Source organism: Microcoleus sp. S1D4 (genome assembly GCF_036700765.1).
Classification (GTDB): domain Bacteria; phylum Cyanobacteriota; class Cyanobacteriia; order Cyanobacteriales; family Microcoleaceae; genus Microcoleus.
Genome location: NZ_JAUBPP010000003.1, coordinates 312,608 through 327,698, shown reverse-complemented (window position 1 = coordinate 327,698; position 15,091 = coordinate 312,608). Strand labels below are relative to the sequence as shown.

The following is a 15,091-nucleotide window of genomic DNA, read 5'->3' as shown; positions in this document are numbered from 1 at the left end:
AAATCATTCAAATATCTCAAATTTTTAGATGAGTGCGCCCGACATTTTCACAAGCAAATCAGCGCGATTTTGCCGAAAAAATATCGCCGATCAGATTTCTTCCACGAGTCTTGGAGCGCTATGAAAACCGCAGATTTTAGGCAGATAAACACAAATAAACGCAGATGTTTTTCCAGATTGTTTCTAAATTTTGCCAGCAGTCTATTACAAATTAGGGTTCGCTAACATCTAACCCCAGCCGTTCCCCAACATTAATATAAACGGGACTGCTACTTTCAAAAAGAGAAGGTCTAGCCTTCTGATTCCCCAGCCACACAAAGAAACTGCTGAGTGCTGGAGCCGGATCTTGATCGCGGCGCAGCGTGTAGATCAAACCTTCGCAGGGCCCGTTAACGCGGCTGCTGGTGCAAATCACTTTCTGATTGTTTACAGTGCCTACAGTGACATAATTTAGCTGTTTGTTGCGGCTGTAATTTTCCAGGCGCTGAGTCACTTGTTTGCAGCGAGTCAGAGGATCGTAGCCAGAATCCGAAAAGAAATTAGAATTCCAGCGAATCCAAGGCTCCCTAAACCCTTGCGGATTTTGATAAACCGTCATCGGTTCGCCGGTGGAGGTATCGCAGACAAAGCCTCCTGGCCCCAGATTCGATTGAGTTTGGCTGTAGCCGCGCTGGATCGAAATATTGCTGAGAATATCAAACCCGTTAGGTTTAGCTTGCGATCGCAGCGACATCAAAGAATCGATCGGGATTGCTGCATTCAACCCAGTTTTAATTTCCTCAATTTGACCGTTCCACTGGCTGATCACCGTACCAACAGTATCACCCTGACCGTGAATTCCCACAACAGTGCCATCAGCATCAAATACAGGCCCGCCGCTCATGCCGCGCCTGGTGACAGCTTGATATCGCAGTCCGTATCCCGATGATGCGCGATCGAGACGAGAAGAAACAATACCAGCAGTAAATTCGAGTTTTCTTTCATACCAAGAAGCGATGGGCAGTGGATAGCCAGCAACGTAAATAGTAGAACCGACTACAGCACGTTTTGATTCGCCAATTGGCGCTACTGGATAATTGTCTCGGCTGTAAAACTGGATCAGAGCTAAGTCTATATCGCGGTCGTTTTTCGGCAGCCGCTGTATTCTGATTGCTCTATAATTTTTTTCTAAATGAGTGCGAATGCTGTATTCTTGGGCGAGGCTAGCAACAACGTGATTCGCCGTCAGAACTGTATAAATATTGCCTTGTTTTGCAATAATTACTCCCGAACCGCTAGTAGCAAAACCCAGCGTATTGTTAACTTCGACGGTGCTCAAAGTTGCTACCTGAGCAATTTCTTCCGCTGTTTTGGCACAAGCAGCATATTGTTGGCCGACAATTGCTGTCGCCGTTATTGCACCGGTCAAGATGATTGTCAGCGCCCCGAACCGCGAACTCCACAAATTCATCGCTAACTCCCCAGACATGACGAGACGAACTGCAAATGTATACCGATCGGAATTCCCCAACTGGATTTAACCATTTTTTCCAATAATTCTCGCGTCGGCGCGCTTCCATCTTCAAAAGTATAGACCTCAAAACCGGGCTGTCGATCGCTGCCCCGATCGTTAATTGCCACCAAGAAACCTTTGCCATTAAAAATCCGGCGGCGGTTCACGGCAATTTTAACGTTATTTGTATACCGCAAGCTATAGCCTTGACAAAAAGATTTTGGCAGCAGCAACTCTACAAAACCCCGCGCTACTGCCCACACTTCAGCACCAGCAGGGAATCAGGTGGCGGCGACTGTCCCACCGCCCTGCGTAGGAATTGCTGTCGATCGATCTGTTAACCGCAGATTTCAAGCGTACAAACACCGATCGACACAGATAATTCAATCTTGAAAATTGCCCAACCATTAAGCAACGCTGGAGGATGGCGAAAAAATCGGCTATTGTCCCCCATCATCCGTGCTTTCCCCTAGTTTTTGCCTCACGTCAATGTAAGGAATGTTACGGGATTCATCAAAAGACGGCATCCCGACATATCCTTGACGCCAAGCTAACAAATTATATAAAGAGCCGATCGGGTCTTGGCCTGGTCTGAGAGTATAAATCAAATTTTGACACAAACCGTTGACTTGATTCGCCGTGCAGATGACGTTTTGGCCGTTCATCCGGCCTGCTGTAATGTACTTGAGCACCCGGTTGCGGCGATAGGTTTCGAGGCGCTGGCTGACTAATTGGCACCGAGTTTGTGGATTGTAGCCAGAACCGGAAAAATAATCTGAATTCCACTCAATCCAAGGCTCTACCGCACCTTGAGAGTTTTGGTAAACCGTCACCGGTGCGCCCCTGACGGCGCTGCACGAAAATCCCTTTTCCCTGGGTGAACTCCAGCCGTAACTAGGCTCAAAAGGCACTGTCAGGCTGCTGAGGGCGATCGCGCTTGTCGCCAAAACCTTCGTCAATAATTGCTGTTTCATGATGATGTTCTCACTATTTTTGATGGAATTCGGTAGAAAAATCACCAAATATTGCGATCGCACCCTGAATGCGCCAGAGGCTGGCTGCAAAATTATGTTGTTAGCGACTGGCACCTTTGCAATACCAAATCCGGCTTAAATACCCGCTTTATTTCTTAGTCCGTCTCGGCGGAGGAAAGCTTGTACAGTCGAGGTTTCAACCGCCGACTCATCAGGGATTTTTAATGCGGATTTTGTTTTGTCACTGCACCGAAAGCCCAGTTATGCCACTCCGAAGCCCTCGTAAAATGCGCGGGCCAGTCAAAAATATGTCCTCATTACTACTAATCAAGGTCAAGGTTTCGCCAACCGGAAAAAAGCTGTTTAAATCAGACGGAATAAAGCGATTTGAAACGCTACATCACACCGCTGATAGGTTATTCAATCTGACTGGCAGTCTAGCGTTAGGAGCTTAATCTGATGAGATCCCGACCCTGCAGCAGCGTTGCACGCATCAAGTGCCTTAGCCGTTTACGTGAAACCACACTAAGATCCAGGTAGTAATAATAACTTTTAACTTTTTTCATCTACGTATATCTCTTGCACTGATTCACAAATTATCTGAAATTATCTAATCTAGAGTGTGCTTATCTGCTTTTAATCTGCGGTTTATGTATGGATCCAGAACTTATCCAAGACGTCTTGTATTGCGGATGCCGGGAAATAGTCATAAGTGAGTGTAATCAGGGAGTAAGTGCTTTCTACCACCAAAGTTCACCTTCCACGCACAGACGTTTAGTTGAGTATTAAAAACTATGAACCGTATCTGCAAACAGTTAGGGTATTTAGCCACTGGATTAATTTTGATGGGCGGTAGCAGTTGTTCCAGCTATGATGCAGCGAACTTAACCGCAAACCAGAGCCAATCGCAAACTAGCGCCGGTCAATTCGGAGACCTACAGCTAACGGGAAATCAACTTCAGGCTCGATCGACTCAAACAGCTCCGGCTTCTAACTTTATTTCTCCTGTTTTAGCCAGTGGAGTAGCATCAGAAAATACTGTCACCGTTAAAGTTTATAAGGTAAACAATCTCTGTCAAACTCTGAACCCGGAAACAGTAACAGGCACCGACAATCAGTTAATGTCATCCGTCATTAATGAAGTGTTAAAACAGCAGATTTTCGATAGTCTTGGTTTGGTTGGCTATCGGCTAACGATCGATCGCGACCTCGGAATAGCGACCCTCGATCTGCGGGCCTTCGGGAATTCCCGGCAGAAATTGCAAAATCTGTCGAGCTGTCAAATGCTAGGTTTGTTTGGAGGCGTGCGCCAAACTTTAACCAGTTATGCTCCTTGGCAAATCAAAACAGTGCGTTTTACAGAACTGGGACAGGACATTGTAAGCACCGTTCGAGAATAACCTCTTAAAATTATTGGAGATGGGACTTACGCAATTCTCCCCTGAAAAACAAGGGTTGGGAGGGATTGAACAAACCTTCAAACCCTTTGAGATTTGTTGATGCTGCTAAGTCCTGTGACCCAAACCCAGGTAATTCCTATGACACTACCTAACGGCCCCAAAGCTCCACCCTTTGTGCAGCTAATTCAATGGATCGGCGATCCATTGACATTCATGGATAAATATGCCAAACAATACGGCGACATTTTCACAGCTCAACTGAACAACGGGAAACCATTGGTGATGATCCACCACCCCCAAGCTGTCCAGGAGATGCTCAACAGCAACGCATTTCACGCTCCAGGCCGCCTTAACAGCATCCTAAAACCCATGCTGGGAGAAGAATCCATGATTATGCTCTCGGGAGAAAGGCACAAACGCGAGCGCCAATTATTGATGCCGCCCTTTCACGGCGAACGGATGCGGAATTACGGCCAACTAATTTGCGATATCGCTCAAGATGTTGCCAGCAAATGGTCGGCTGATCGACCTTTTGTTGCTCGCAGCGCCATGCAGGAAGTCACCATGCGGGTAATCTTGCAAGCTGTCTTCGGCATGGATGACGGGCCGCGATTGGAAGAGATCAGGCCCTTACTTGCCTCAGTCGTCGATATGACCAACTCTCCCCTGCGATCGAGTATGCTGTTTTTCGGCTGGATGCAGCAAGATTGGGGCTCTTGGAGTCCTTGGGGACGGATGAAACAGCGGCAGCGGACAATTGACGAACTGATGGACGCGGAAATTGAAGAACGCAGACTGCAACCAGACGCCAACCGCACCGACATTCTCAGCTTAATGATGACCGCGCGCGACGAAAACGGCCAACCGATGACCAATGAGGAATTGCGCGACGAGTTGATGACGCTGCTGTTTGCAGGTCACGAAACCACCGCAACGGCCTTAGCTTGGGCATTTTACTGGATTCACAGTTTGCCCTCGGTACGCCAGAAGTTGCTGCAAGAATTGGACAGTTTGGGGGAAAATCCCGACCCGATGGAGATTTTCCGCTTACCTTACCTGAGTGCAGTTTGTCAGGAGACGCTGCGTATTTACCCGGTGGGAATGCTGACGTTTGCGCGAGAAGCGCTCGCGCCCGTAGAACTGATGGGATATCAACTCGAACCGGGCACGGTTGTCGTCGGCTCGATTTATTTAACCCACCGGCGGGAGGATTTGTATCCAGAACCGCTGCAATTTAAGCCGGAACGGTTTTTGGAGAGGCAATTCTCGCCTTACGAGTATTTGCCCTTTGGAGGTGGCAGCCGCCGCTGTATCGGCTTGGCGCTGGCCCAGTTGGAGATGAAACTCGTGCTGGCAACCATTTTGCGGGATTTCAACTTAGTATTGACCGAGAAAAAGCCCGTACAGGCAAAACGCCGAGGGGTGACTTTAGGGCCGGCCGGTGGCGTGCGGATGGCTCTGCTGGGGCGGCGGATGCGGCAGTCAAAGCCTGAACCTGTGGTTAGTGGGGTTTGATGTTGTAGCTGCAAAGAATTAGGGAAGAATGGGCGATACCTTCGGTCTGCTTCGCTTACGACCGGCAAGCGCCCATTTTTTGTAGCACCCGCTACATAAAAACCGCTAGAATCCTTAACCTGTAACCATCACCCGCTCTCAAGTTTCAAATTTTAAGTCTAAAATGGTATGAACCTTGCAAACACAACCTGAAAGCAAAAGTGGGTGATTGCAATAGCCCTCTTGATATCTCGAAAGCTTGGCTGCCATACTTTAAAAACATATGCATACCCTGTTATTCAGCAAGGTCGGAAGCGTGTTGGCATTGCCAGCAATCTTCCGACCTCTTTATTTTTTGGGCTAGTTTAGACCTTGGACTTTCTGATGCAGAAGGCAAGGCAAAAGTATAAATTCTCCCTATCTTCTCACCTCCCCTCTCTTCAATTAGAGTGGTTTATCCTCAAATTGAAAAAGCATCCGCCACCAAGTTTAATAAATTTCTGTGGGTGATTGCAATAGTCCTCTTGATATCTAGAAGGCTTCCCTGCCATACTTTAGAAACATATGCATACCCTGTTATTTAGCAAAGGTCGGAAGCGTGTTGGCATTGCCTGCAATCTTCCGGCTTCTTTATTTTTTGGGATTTGAAGACTTGCGGCTAGAGATGCAGAAAGCAAGACAAAAGTAGAAATTCTCCTCTCTCCCCATCTGCCCCTCTCCGCAATTAGGGAGGTTCTGTCTGCAATTGAAATAGAATCGGGCAGCAAGTTTAAGGAATTACTAAGGAATAGTTAATAACTTGTTAAACGCTCTTCTTCTGCCCCCTTTTCAATCTTCTGTTTTCAGGAATTCCGAAACCGAGACCGACTTGGGGAGGCTCTCGACATCTTTAATTTCGCTTTCGTGGGCAAAAAATTCGACTTCTTTGTCGTCAATCTCTATCTGATAGCTAGCGGTAGCAGTCACAATCCGCCGCTTTTTTTTATCTTCTATTAAAACCCAACACACGACAGGTCTTACCCACCTCTCAACGTGCTGGCTTTGCTTGGTACTTCCAAAGGCGTACCAGCCTTTAGCTTCAATAATTTGCAGGACTTTAAAATCGTTACTTGCCATAAATATCTCGATCGCGTTAATTTCACTATTATTCTTAGATAGAACGGCACGCTGGCTAAGCAGGAAAAGGCTTGGGGAATTATCATCTGGGCTGAAAAACCAGATATTTAGTCTAAATTTAGCGATTTTCTAAGGCATGGTCTGGGTTGTATCCCGCTAAATTTAGTGCGATGTTTTTGTACTCTCCTACAATTACGGTCAAGTATTTATGCTGGATACTCAAAAAATAGTTTGGCAGTAGCCTCAAAAGCAGCCAACTAGACATGAGTTAAGTGCATTTAAGTGGATGCTAACTGCTTCTAACGCCTGGTTGTTGAGAGCTATCGGCATACAAGACTGTTCAAAATTTCTGTTGCAATCAACAGTCATGTTTGCCCGATCGGGTAAAACGTAACTAGAGATTGCTGTTTTCAATTCTAAGCCTCGGCGTGCCTAATTCCACATTAATTGTATGGTTTAGTTGATAATTGCCAAACTGTCGATCGCACAAAACAGCCGTGTCTAATTCTTCGATTACCGTCACCGTTAAACTGTTCGCCGCCTTCGGTGAAGCCTACGGCGTTTCCTTCCTTACTGTAGAACTCCCTCCCGAAACTCCAGTGTCTCAAGTGCTCGAAAACTCGATCGCCCAATATCCTCAATTAGAACAGTGGCGCGATCGCACCCGCTTCGGCGTCAACCTAGAATTCGTCTCTCCCGACACCATCCTCCAAGACGGCGACGAAGTTGTACTCATCCCCCCCGTCAGCGGTGGATAATACGATTTTGGATTTTGGATTTTCGATTGAAGAATTGGGAAAGCCCGCGCGGTTAGTGCGGTGAATTCAGAAACCGGGTTTCTGGGGATATTTCTCGTGACTCAACCCAAAATCTCGTAGAAACCTGGTTTCTCGCCCGCGCGGTGAATTCAGAAACCGGGTTTCTGGCGATATTTCTCGTGACTCAATCCAAAATCTCGTAGAAACCTGGTTTCTCGCCCGCGCGGTGAATTCAGAAACCGGGTTTCTGGCGATATTTCTCGTGACTCAATCCAAAATCTCGTAGAAACCTGGTTTCTCGCCCGCGCATCAACCCTGTAGTTTGTCGTTTTGAGTCACCCAGCAAAAAAACTTTATAAAGTTTTGAAATTAGTTTTGCAGCCAAATTATACTTGAGTTCGGTTAAACAAGAGATTTTTCCTCTGAACCAACACTATTCTGCATAGCCTAGAAACTGCTCTGAGAAAGAGATTGAGGACTATCCAACCACCTGCAGTTTCGGACAAAAAACTGCTGAAAAATTAATCCCGACCAAAAAAGTCGGGTATGGTTGACGGGGTAGATCCACCGTGTTAATCTGTCCTAAGAATTAGAAAACATCGCAAAACTAGAGAGTTGAGCTATGACCCAAGCAACCAGAACCCAATCCACAGCAGCAACCTTCACAGCCCTCAAATGTAAAGAATGCGGTGAAGAGTACGAACTCCAAGCCAAGCACGTCTGCGATTGCTGTTTTGGCCCGCTTGAGGTCAAGTACGACTACGAAGCAATCCGCCGCCGCGTCACTCGCCAAACGATCCAAGCAGGCCCCAACTCGATCTGGCGCTACCGTGAATTTTTACCCGTCGCTACAGATAACGTCATCGATGTCGGCACCGGCATGACTCCTTTAGTAAAATCCCACCGCTTGGCCCGCCGTCTCGGTCTAAAAAATCTTTATATTAAAAACGATGCCGTCAATATGCCCACTCTCAGCTTTAAGGACAGAGTGGTGTCAGTCGCCCTCAGCAGAGCGAGAGAATTGGGTTTCACAACAGTATCCTGTGCCAGCACTGGCAACTTAGCTAACTCCACCGCTGCGATCGCCGCCCACGCCGGCCTCGACTGCGTAGTTTTCATCCCCTCCGACTTAGAATCAGGCAAAGTCCTCGGGACTCTGATTTACAATCCAACTGTAATGGCAGTTCACGGCAACTACGACCAAGTTAACCGCCTGTGCTGCGAAGTCGCCAATACACACGGCTGGGGATTTGTCAACATTAACTTGCGTCCCTACTACTCCGAAGGCTCGAAAACCCTCGGCTACGAAGTTGCCGAACAGCTAGGCTGGCAGTTGCCAGATCACATCGTCGCCCCCCTCGCTTCCGGCTCTTTGTTCACAAAAATCTACAAAGGCTTTAATGAATTCATCGAAGTCGGTTTGGTTGATGAGAAGAAAGTTCGGTTCAGTGGCGCTCAAGCTGACGGCTGTTCGCCGATCGCCCAAGCATACCGCGAAGGCCGCGATTTTGTAACGCCAGTGAAACCGAATACTATTGCTAAGTCGATCGCGATCGGCAACCCAGCAGACGGTATGTACGCCTTGGAAATCGCCCGCAAAACTAACGGGAACATCGAATCCGTCAGCGACACCGAAATCATCGAAGGCATGAAACTGCTAGCCGAAACCGAAGGCATATTCACCGAAACCGCTGGCGGCACGACGATCGCAGTCTTGAAGAAACTTGTAGAAGCAGGTAAAATCAACCCCGACGAAACCACCGTCGCCTACATCACCGGCAACGGTTTGAAGACTCAGGAAGCCGTCCAAGGTTACATCGGCGAACCTATCACCCTCGAACCGAAATTAGAAGCCTTCGAGCGCGCCCTAGAACGCGCCCGCACGCTCGAACGCTTAGAATGGCAGCAAGTTTCGGTTTAATTATTAGTCATTGGTCATTGGTCATTGGTCATTGGTCATTAGTTATCAAGCTGTTGACTGTTGACTGTTGACTGTTGACTGTTGACTGTTGGCTGTTGGCTGTTGGCTACTAAGAGGGCCCGCACGCACCATCCACCGCCCCTACCTACTGACTACTGACTACTGACTACTGACTACTTACCACTGACTACTTACTACTTACTACTGATTACTTACTAAGGACTAAAAAAATGACTGTTAAAGTTTTAATTCCCACTCCGCTGCAAAAATTCACCAACAATCAAGCCACTATCCAATGCGGCGGCGAGAATATTTCTGAGTTGATTGAATCCCTCGAATCAAATTGTCCCGGTATCAAAAAAAGCTTGTGCGATGAAAAGGGAGAACCCCGCAGGTTTTTGAATTTCTACGTCAATAGCGAAGATATCCGCTTTTTGGACGGCTCAAAAACAGCCCTCCAAGATGGCGATGAAGTGAGTATTGTTCCAGCAGTTGCTGGTGGTTGATTTTTGCTACCGCAGATGCTGGCAGATTAACACAAATGGACGCAGATAGAAGAATTAACGACTATCTGCGTTTTTTTGCGTTCGTCTGCGGTTGAAAAATAAATCCCTGGCTTTACCAGGGATTGTTAATTCTAGGAGACGGTGGAAGCGACCTTGGCTGCAGTCCGGGGGCGACGACGACCTGTTACTTTATTCACAGGAACTGGCGCTGGCGGCGGCGTTGGTGCTGATGTCGGTGATGAACCTAATAGTTTGGGTGCTTCTAGAGAACCTGGTGTTACTTCTGCTGGTTCCCGTCGCACAAATGATGCTCCTTCGGGAATTTGCATCAGGAATACTAGCATGGGATTGCTTTGAAGTTCCCGGCGCAGCACTCGTGCAATTGCTCGTTCTATTTGCGTTTGCACTCCTGCCCAGTCTACGTCAACTCCTGATTCGGTAGTTGCAGAAGGCGTGACAAATTCTGACCAGCGATCGCTCAAAACTGTGTCTATCGTTTGAGCGATCGACTGTTGTAATAGTGTGCGATCGGCTGATGTGACTACACCTTTCAAGTGTATTTCTGGCTTAGCAACTAATTTGCCTTCTGCATTCAACGCCGCAGCTACTGTTACCGCGCCATCTCCGGCTAACTGCTGACGTTCTTTGAGGACGTTTGCTTTGACAACGCCCGATCGAGAAGAGTCTACTAATTCAATTCCTGAAGGTACTGTACCAGCAACTCGGATCGAATTTTCTGTTAGTTCTACGACATCGCCGTTGTCAATAATCACCATATTGCTCGCGGGAATGCCCATACTTTGAGCTGTCTTGGAGTGCTGAATCAGCATCCGGTGTTCTCCGTGTACCGGCAAGAAGAACTTGGGACGGGTCATGTTGATCATTAACTTTTGATCTTCCTGACAGCCGTGCCCGGAAACGTGAATGCCTTTGTCGCGCCCGTAAACTACGTTTGCTCCCAGCATCATCAGTTTGTCGATCGTGTTTACCACTGCGATCGTATTTCCCGGAATCGGATTAGCTGAGAAAATCACTGTATCGCCTTTTCTGATTTTCAGTTCGTGATGTTCGCCGTTAGCAATCCGAGTCATCGCCGCCATCGGTTCGCCTTGGGAACCTGTAGTCAAAATCAAAACCTTGTCATCTGGCAAATTGCGGATTTCTCTGAGCGGTTTGAACAGACTGTCTTCGCATTTAATGTAGCCGAGATTGCGGCAGTGAGAGATGACGTTCAACATCGATCGACCTACCACTCCCACAAACCGATTGTTTTTCTTAGCCAATTCTAAAACAATTTGCAATCGGTGTACCGATGAAGCAAAAGTCGTCAGCAGTACCCGTCCCGTTGCTTGAGCGATAATTCTATCTAAATTCGGAGCGACAGAACGTTCTGAAGCGGTAAAACCGGGAACTTCCGAGTTAGTAGAATCGCTGATCAAGCACAGCACGCCTCTCTCGCCGTATTCCGCCAGCTTTTGCAAGTCGAAATGTTCGCCGTCTACAGGAGTGTGGTCAATTTTAAAGTCTCCGGTGTGGATGATAATTCCGACTGGAGTGTGAATCGCCACCGTAAAGCTGTCGGCCATTGAGTGAGTGTTGCGGATGTATTCGACTAAGAAATTCTTGCCAATTCTCACCGTATCCCGCGGTCTCACTGTCCTTAATTCTGTGCGGTGAGATACTCCCGCTTCTTCCAATTTTCCGGCTAGCAAAGCCATCGCCAAACGCGGGCCGTAAATGACGGGAATTTCAAATTCTTTGAGGTGATAAGGGATGCCGCCGATGTGGTCTTCGTGACCGTGAGTCACGATCATACCTTTGATTTTGTGGCTGTTTTCCCGCAGGTAAGTCATGTCTGGGAGGACAATATTTACACCGTGCATTCCATCTGTCGGGAATGCTAAACCTGCATCTAAAAGAATTATTTCGTCACCGTACTCGAACACGCAAGTGTTTTTTCCAATTTCGTGCAGCCCGCCGAGGGGAATCACTTTTAGAGCCGATGCAGTTGTATTTTTGATCATGCGTATCCTTTGTTAGTTATTTTTGAGTGTTAACTGTTAACTGTTGACTGGTGTCTGTTGTCTGTCGTCTACTGTCTTTTGTCTGTTTTCTACTGTCTTTTGTCGTCTGCTGTTCGTTAGATGGGGGCGATTTTTTCCAAGATATTTGTGAAAAAATCCCCTACGGGTTTTACTCTCCCGTACAGTCAGTTGTCTTCCGCCTTCAATCTTTAATTCTCAGTATTTAATCCTTCACTATTAGCTAATTACTAACAGTTAATGACTGATGAATGAGGACTAATGACTAATGACTCATTACAACTAATATTCAGTTGTCTGAAAACTCGTTCTCGCCTATCTAGCTAGTAGATACTGCTGCTAGCTTATCCAGTACGTCCTTTAACTTTTGAGTTACCTCAACGGGCGGATCGCACAGGGGCGGACGGGTGGAACCTACATCCCAGCCTTGAAGTTTGAGAGCTGCTTTGACGGGAATGGGATTTGTGGTGAGAAAGAGAGCTTTAAACAAGTCAAAAAGTTGCAAGTGAATCTGGGTAGCGACTTGAACTTGACCGGTCTCAAAAGCTTCGATCATCTGTTGCAGTTGCTCTCCTACCAGATGGCTGGCTACGCTAACTACACCAGATCCTCCTACAGCCAACATCGGCAAGGTTAGGGAATCATCTCCAGCATAGATGGCAAATTCAGGTGGTGTCAAGCGTCGAATTTGGCTGGCTTGATCCAAGTTGCCACTTGCTTCTTTTACGGCCGCAATGTTGGGGATTTGGGCCAGTCGAGCTACTGTTTCCGGCAACATATTTTGGCCTGTGCGACCGGGGATGTTATATAACATTATAGGCAATTCTGGAGCAGATTGCGCGATCGTCCGAAAATGATTGTACAAACCTTCTTGCGGCGGCTTGTTGTAATAAGGAACCACCTGCAAGCACCCGTCCAATCCGAGTTTAGCTGCATTTTTCGTAGCTGCGACTGCTTCGGAAGTAGAATTCGATCCGGCTCCTGCTATTACCAAAGCTTTACCGGAGACTGCCTTTTGCACCACCTGAAATAATTCGTACTCTTCATCCCAGCTCATAGTGGGAGACTCGCCTGTAGTTCCGCACACTACCAAGCTGTCCGTACCGTGATCGGCTAAATGAACTGCCAACCGTTCTGCTACTGCATAGTTAACGCTGCCGTCTTCCTTAAACGGCGTAATCATTGCAGTCAGAACCCGTCCAAACTTTACCACACTTTCTCCGATTTTAGACTGTTGATTGTTGATTTTAACTTTTTGATTTTAGATCGAAGGTTTATCTAAAGTCGCCATTTCTCTTGCCCAATTGCCAGCCTCAGTCGATTTTAGATACTTCGGCTTCGCGAGCGTACAAGTTTGAAATTTTTCGACTTGCTTCGGCTACGCTGGCTCACAAGTCGCGAGCGAACAAGTTTTTGATTTTAGATTTACTTGCTGCTGCAGATTTATCTGGGAGATTAACTCGATCCTAAAATTTTAGGTTTTTTACGACACTACTTAAATTTGAGTAGGAGGCTTTTATCCGTTTTTTTGGGTCGAGTCCACCTTAATTATAAGCAGCCGCTGCTTTGATTCGCAACAAATCTTTTTCTGCTAGCAACTCAGCTATCTGCACCGCATTTAAAGCCGCCCCTTTGCGAATTTGATCGCCGCTCAGCCACATCTCTAACCCGCAGGGGTGAGAAATATCTTGGCGAATCCTGCCGACTAACACCTCATCCTTACCGCTGGCTTCTACAGGCATCGGGAAATAATTAGCTTGCCAGTCTTCTACCAGCTTAACCCCGATCGCCCCCTTTAATATTTCCCTGGCCTCGATCGGACTAAAAGGCTCTGCAAACTCTAGATTAATCGCTTCGGAATGGGCGCGGAGTACGGGAACCCGCACGCAAGTTGCAGTAATTTTAATTTCGTCCGTACCGAATATCTTCCGAGTTTCGTTTAGCATTTTCATCTCTTCCTCACAATACCCCAAATCGTTAATCGGCGTATTGTGCGGAAACAAATTAAAAGCTAACGGGTAAGGAAATATCTCAGTTTTGGGAGTTTCCCCAGCCAAAATTGCTCTGGCTTGAGCTTTCGTTTCCTCCATTGCTCTGGCTCCCGCGCCGCTAGCAGACTGGTAAGTCGCTACAACTATGCGCTTCACAGGCCTAACTTTGTGAAGCGGCCAAACGGCAACTGCCATCAAAATCGTCGTGCAGTTGGGATTAGCAATGATACCTCGGTGAGCAGCCACCGCTTCGGGATTGACTTCGGGAACCACTAGCGGCACCGTCGCATCCATGCGGAAAGCGCTGGAATTGTCAATTACCACTGCCCCAGCGGCCACGGCTTTCGGAGCCCATAGTTTAGAAGTAGAACCGCCTGCGGAGGCGAGCACTAGATCCACATTATCGAACGATCGCTCCGAAACTGCTTCGACCGTCAGCATCTCGCCGCCAAAGGGCACTTTTGTGCCGGCGGAACGCTCCGAAGCTAACAGCTTCAATTCAGAAATCGGAAATTTCCTGCTGTACAAGAGTTCTAGCAACTCGGCACCGACTGCGCCGGTGGCTCCTAATATGGCAACTCGGTAGGATTGAGACAAATTAGTTTCCTCCACAAATTATAGTTTCTACGATCGAAATCAAAAATTTAAATAACGGCATCACAAGCTGTTGCGCCTGAGAGCTTGTGTATGGCGAATCAGGGGGAGAGAGTCCCAGAGTCCCAGAGTCCCAGAGTCCCAGAGTCCGAGGGGGAGAGGATTTTTAAGCTGTTCGGGAAATATACAATTTAAATTTACAATAGCTTATCAAAATTAATTTATTTTATTTATGCGATATCAGAACGCGAGCCTGTGGTAGAGGTGCAGTTAACCGCAGCGGTCGATCGCACTCAATCCCAGTTTAGCATCTTTCGCCTCGCGATCGCGTCCAATTCGCATCCGGTTAGCTTTTAGGAGCTACCTGCATTTTAGCAAGCACATCCTTTGATGGCAGCGCCGATCGTCCCCGCCACATTGACATCAGAGGGCGATTTGTGCTATTGTGCATCGGCGATTGGTGGATTTAACCTCCACATTTCTAGCAGCAAAAGCTAGTATCCTCAAACTAAAGCTATTTGGTAAGATCCAAAAAAGTAGCCGGAAACGACTTACAGTCTCATCCGGTAGAGGTGTTTGTAGCTGTACAGCTATGGAAAGCGTAGAAACTTAAAATGCAGGCAAAGTCAAATTTGTATGTATTTTTTGAAGGAGGCAGGAGGCAGAAGGCAGAAGGCAGAAAATCTTATTCAGCAGGGGTATCAATCCCCTTTTGAATAAAAGTCACCCAATTAAAATTTGGTGGGGTCTTAAAACCGAACTGCTGTCACAGGCAGAGGGTAGAAATCAGTATTCCTCCTGCC

General features: G+C 47.3%; 12 protein-coding genes. 5 read left to right on the top strand and 7 right to left on the bottom strand.

What is annotated here, in order from left to right; translation table 11 throughout:
- Positions 1 to 211: 211 nt before the first annotated feature.
- The 3 genes from QT998_RS05425 to QT998_RS05415 form a co-directional block, all read right to left on the bottom strand.
- Positions 212 to 1,468: a COP23 domain-containing protein gene (locus QT998_RS05425; RefSeq protein WP_333115697.1), complete on the bottom strand. Its 1,257-nt coding sequence runs from the start codon at positions 1,466 to 1,468 to the stop codon at positions 212 to 214.
- Positions 1,453 to 1,755, bottom strand: a complete 303-nt coding sequence (locus QT998_RS05420) for a hypothetical protein (RefSeq protein WP_333091113.1) — start codon at positions 1,753 to 1,755, stop codon at positions 1,453 to 1,455. The genes QT998_RS05425 and QT998_RS05420 overlap by 16 nt, the downstream gene beginning before the upstream one ends.
- Positions 1,756 to 1,932: 177 nt before the next feature.
- Positions 1,933 to 2,580: a COP23 domain-containing protein gene (locus QT998_RS05415; RefSeq protein WP_333115694.1), complete on the bottom strand. Its 648-nt coding sequence runs from the start codon at positions 2,578 to 2,580 to the stop codon at positions 1,933 to 1,935.
- A gap of 680 nt (positions 2,581 to 3,260) precedes the next feature.
- Between QT998_RS05415 and QT998_RS05410 the strand changes: the two genes are divergently transcribed.
- Together QT998_RS05410 and QT998_RS05405 are read left to right on the top strand one after the other, a co-directional pair.
- Entirely contained in the window at positions 3,261 to 3,866 is a 606-nt protein-coding gene (locus QT998_RS05410; RefSeq protein WP_333115691.1) for a hypothetical protein, read from the top strand.
- Between the two features lie 138 nt (positions 3,867 to 4,004).
- A complete protein-coding gene (locus QT998_RS05405) occupies positions 4,005 to 5,381 on the top strand; it encodes a cytochrome P450 (RefSeq protein ID WP_333115689.1) in 1,377 nt (458 codons plus the stop codon).
- Positions 5,382 to 6,188: 807 nt separating this feature from the next.
- Here QT998_RS05405 and QT998_RS05400 read toward each other — a convergent pair.
- Positions 6,189 to 6,476: a hypothetical protein gene (locus tag QT998_RS05400; RefSeq protein ID WP_194010724.1), complete on the bottom strand. Its 288-nt coding sequence runs from the start codon at positions 6,474 to 6,476 to the stop codon at positions 6,189 to 6,191.
- Between the two features lie 497 nt (positions 6,477 to 6,973).
- Between QT998_RS05400 and QT998_RS05395 the strand changes: the two genes are divergently transcribed.
- The 3 genes from QT998_RS05395 to QT998_RS05385 all read left to right on the top strand — a co-directional run bounded on the left by QT998_RS05395 (position 6,974) and on the right by QT998_RS05385 (position 9,661).
- Positions 6,974 to 7,234: a MoaD/ThiS family protein gene (locus QT998_RS05395; protein WP_194010723.1), complete on the top strand. Its 261-nt coding sequence runs from the start codon at positions 6,974 to 6,976 to the stop codon at positions 7,232 to 7,234.
- Positions 7,235 to 7,856: 622 nt separating this feature from the next.
- On the top strand, positions 7,857 to 9,155 hold the full coding sequence (gene thrC / locus QT998_RS05390) for a threonine synthase (protein ID WP_194010722.1): 1,299 nt from the start codon (positions 7,857 to 7,859) through the stop codon (positions 9,153 to 9,155).
- Between the two features lie 230 nt (positions 9,156 to 9,385).
- On the top strand, positions 9,386 to 9,661 hold the full coding sequence (locus QT998_RS05385; protein WP_333091109.1) for a MoaD/ThiS family protein: 276 nt from the start codon (positions 9,386 to 9,388) through the stop codon (positions 9,659 to 9,661).
- Between the two features lie 131 nt (positions 9,662 to 9,792).
- On the opposite strand, the gene QT998_RS05380 is transcribed toward QT998_RS05385, so the two are convergent.
- From QT998_RS05380 to QT998_RS05370, 3 genes are all read right to left on the bottom strand, one after another.
- Entirely contained in the window at positions 9,793 to 11,685 is a 1,893-nt protein-coding gene (locus QT998_RS05380) for a ribonuclease J (protein ID WP_333091107.1), read from the bottom strand.
- 337 nt (positions 11,686 to 12,022) lie between these two features.
- Positions 12,023 to 12,916 carry a 4-hydroxy-tetrahydrodipicolinate synthase gene (gene dapA / locus QT998_RS05375; RefSeq protein ID WP_333115687.1) on the bottom strand — a complete coding sequence of 298 codons (894 nt, stop codon included), beginning with the start codon at positions 12,914 to 12,916 and terminating at the stop codon, positions 12,023 to 12,025.
- Between the two features lie 331 nt (positions 12,917 to 13,247).
- On the bottom strand, positions 13,248 to 14,306 hold the full coding sequence (locus tag QT998_RS05370) for an aspartate-semialdehyde dehydrogenase (RefSeq protein WP_333217941.1): 1,059 nt from the start codon (positions 14,304 to 14,306) through the stop codon (positions 13,248 to 13,250).
- Positions 14,307 to 15,091 lie beyond the last annotated feature (785 nt).

Excerpts from the sequence above, each read along its gene's own strand:
- QT998_RS05400 (WP_194010724.1), bottom strand. The coding sequence starts at position 6,476 with ATGGCAAGTAACGATTTTAAAGTCCTGCAAATTATTGAAGCTAAAGGC.
- QT998_RS05385 (WP_333091109.1), top strand. The coding sequence starts at position 9,386 with ATGACTGTTAAAGTTTTAATTCCCACTCCGCTGCAAAAATTCACCAAC.
- QT998_RS05380 (WP_333091107.1), bottom strand. The coding sequence starts at position 11,685 with ATGATCAAAAATACAACTGCATCGGCTCTAAAAGTGATTCCCCTCGGC.
- QT998_RS05425 (WP_333115697.1), bottom strand. The coding sequence starts at position 1,468 with ATGTCTGGGGAGTTAGCGATGAATTTGTGGAGTTCGCGGTTCGGGGCG.
- QT998_RS05410 (WP_333115691.1), top strand. The coding sequence starts at position 3,261 with ATGAACCGTATCTGCAAACAGTTAGGGTATTTAGCCACTGGATTAATT.
- QT998_RS05405 (WP_333115689.1), top strand. The coding sequence starts at position 4,005 with ATGACACTACCTAACGGCCCCAAAGCTCCACCCTTTGTGCAGCTAATT.
- thrC (WP_194010722.1), top strand. The coding sequence starts at position 7,857 with ATGACCCAAGCAACCAGAACCCAATCCACAGCAGCAACCTTCACAGCC.